The sequence below is a fragment of the Alterluteimonas muca genome, assembly GCF_021191595.1.
In the GTDB taxonomy this organism is placed as follows: Bacteria; Pseudomonadota; Gammaproteobacteria; order Xanthomonadales; family Xanthomonadaceae; genus Luteimonas; species Luteimonas muca.
In genome coordinates this window covers 1-2,826 of record NZ_JAIWPS010000023.1, presented here as the reverse complement: position 1 = coordinate 2,826, position 2,826 = coordinate 1, and the positions used below count along the sequence as shown (strand labels likewise).

Here is a 2,826-nt window from a genome sequence, read left to right as displayed (position 1 = left end):
ACTACATCGAGATGTTCTACAACCCGGTTCGTCGGCATGGTTCCGCTGGCGATGTCTCACCGGTAGAGTTCGAAAGGCGCTACGCGCAAAGCGGCCGATGAGTGTCTATGAAAATCTGGGCGGTCCACCGGCCCTCTGCTTACATTTTTGGAGGCGCCTGCTCAGCGGTTCCGCAGCATTTCTAGTGCGTCGTCAAGTGCGGTGATTGCTTCGACTATTGTGCGCACAGTGGCGCGGTCAAACTCATGGTCACGCTGGGCGTCGTGGACGCCGCTGTTGAGGTAAGACCACTCGATGCTAGCGCCACTGATATTGAGCAAAGCATCGAGCGCGGCGACCGCCTCGGGCGCACCGACATACTGTGCCGCGATTCGATTGACCGCCGATCGCAATTTGCTGCACTTGTTGTTCAACTCCCATGGCGACCGGGGCCCACCCAGCTTGATGTCGATCCGACCATCCGCCCGCCGGCCCAGCCAAGTCCAAAGGCGGTCAGTCAAGCTCTCCAGTGCCGGTCGGGCTTGGCGCAGTGCCTCGCGCTTCTCGTCGGCCGCCAATGCCTGTTGGGCCAGCAGAACGTAGTTCTTCGTCGGCGGGTCGCTGTCGACGCGCAGTTCGTGCTCTCCCTGATGCGGGAGGAACTTGTAGCGTTTGATGGCCGCGGCGCGCCGCACGCCCAACTCCTGCTGGATACGGTGCAGGAATTCCTCGGCGTGCGAGGTGAGGATGATTTGCTTGTCGTCGAGCAAACCGTCCTCGAAGAATGTGCGCCAGATTCCATCACGATGGTCGTCGTCGATCGCGTTGACAACGTCATCGAAGATGACGACTGGACAGCCCTGCTCGATGTTCTTGGCGAGCAAAATCGCCAGACCTAGGCACTTGATGTGCCCTTCGCTGAAGACGATCAGAGCGTCGTAGCGCACGCCTGGCTCGGCGGCGAACTCTACCTCGATCTTGCCGTTCTCTGCGACCGGCAGCCACAGTGAGTGCAGAAGATCGCCCGCTGGATCGGCCCGGTTAAACGCGTTGTACAAATGACGGGCCTGTTCGCCCAGCCCCTGCAGCAGCACACCCGGCAGAGCGGCCAGGTAGGCTTGGATCTCGGGCAGAAAACCGTCGTAGGCCGCCTTGATTCGCTGATGGTGTGCCACCTCCGGCACTTCGGCCGCGACGGCTTTGATCAGGTCCTGGTTCGCATCGTCAAACTGAGCCACCATCTGATGGGCGGCAGTCAGGTCCTGATCAGCCGTAGCGCGCATGGTCCGCAACCGTTCGATTTCCAGCTGGTGCTGCTGCAGTCGATTCCGCTCCTGAGCCAACTCGCCGCGTGTCGCATGCACGTCACGAGCCAGCGCATCGAAGCCTTCGATGGTCTCGGCGATACGCAAAAGGGCGTGCCATGCGCGCCGGTCCCCATCGACCCACTCGCCGAGCCAGTTGCCCGCTGCGGTGGGATGGAGGAGCGGCAGCTCAGCGGCCAGCAGTTCGGCAGGACAGGCGATTGCAGCCGCCGCCAGCACGCGGCGCATCTCGTCCCACAACTCTCGGACCGCCTCGCTCAACTGCGTCCGAAGCCCGTTCTCCTGCTGTTGGAGTGCAGCCAGTTGCGCGAGCTCGTCCAGGCCCGTGCGCGCCCTGTCGAATGGGTTCTGCGTCACAGCGGCCAGTCCGGTTCCACAGGCGGGACAAGCAGTCGCTCCGTCGGCCAGGCCCAGCACTGCCTCGTAGAGCTTCGCATACGACACCTCGCCGGCGCGGGCTGCTAGTTGCGCAGAGGACTCCTGCCACTGTCCCTGGACTCGGCAGGCCTCCGCCAGCAACGTCTGTAGTCGGGCTTGGGTCACTTCGTGAAGAGCGGGCGGGATAGCGTCCAGCTGTGCCTGGACATACGGCAGCCGACCCTGTTGCTGCGGCGTACCGAGCAGCCAGTCCACGCAGGCCTGGTATGTTGCGCCAGGCGATATAAGCTGCGCCAGTGCTCGCTCTTGCTCCTCGACCGCTGCGATCTTCTGTGGGTGGACGGCGATCGTCTGCTCGGAGTTCGCCAGCTGAAGGCGACGCTGCGCCAGATGCGCCGCCTGCACGCCGGCAAGCATCAGATCCTGATCGAGCGATGGATTGAAGCCGCGCACGAACTCGCTGAATTGGTCAACGCCGAACAGGGTGGCGATGAGTTGACGCTGATCGCCCGGTGTCCGCGCGGCGATGCGGGCGAAGTCGTCTAGGCGGTTCTTCTCGATGAAGCAGAAGCGGTACTCGGCTTCGTCGGGCTCGACGACCAACACCTCATCAGCGGCTTTGGACGACAATATTGGAGCGGAGTGGCGGCGCAAGCGCACGTTGTTGCAGTAAGTCCGCTGGTCGACCCGCTTGACCTGTGCTTCGCTGATTGAGCCGAGCATAGCCATTTCCAAGGCCTCGCAGAAGCTGCTCTTTCCGGTGCCGTTGGCACCGTAGACCAAGGTGATGTCATGGCTGAGGTCGAAGGTCTCCTGTCGCATGAAACCGCGAAACGGACCAACTTCGAGTTGGTGCAGTCTCCCGAGCACAGGCCGGTTCTCGGGGCCGAGCGCATCCCCGTCGTAGGCGACAGGCATCTGCGACAGATGCCTGATAGCCAATGGCGCCAGGCGCGTGGATCGCCCGCGGCGGACAGCACCGACTTCGGCCAGTGGCTGCAAATGATCGAGCACTAGGGATCATCTGAATAACACGCCCTGATGCTGCTTTTGCCGCCACACGAGCATCAATATTGTGTCGGGCAGCGATTTTCATCGATTTCAGGTCGGATTTCGGCCGTTTCCGGCCTGTTCTGGCGGGCTT

The 2,826-nt window shown here is 62.3% G+C and carries 1 protein-coding gene; it reads right to left on the bottom strand.

Features of this window, described 5'->3' with window-relative positions; all coding sequences use genetic code 11:
- Positions 1-161: 161 nt before the first annotated feature.
- Positions 162-2,696, bottom strand: coding sequence for an AAA family ATPase (locus tag LDO11_RS15645; RefSeq protein ID WP_232142349.1), 2,535 nt, complete (start codon positions 2,694-2,696; stop codon positions 162-164).
- Positions 2,697-2,826: the final 130 nt, after the last annotated feature.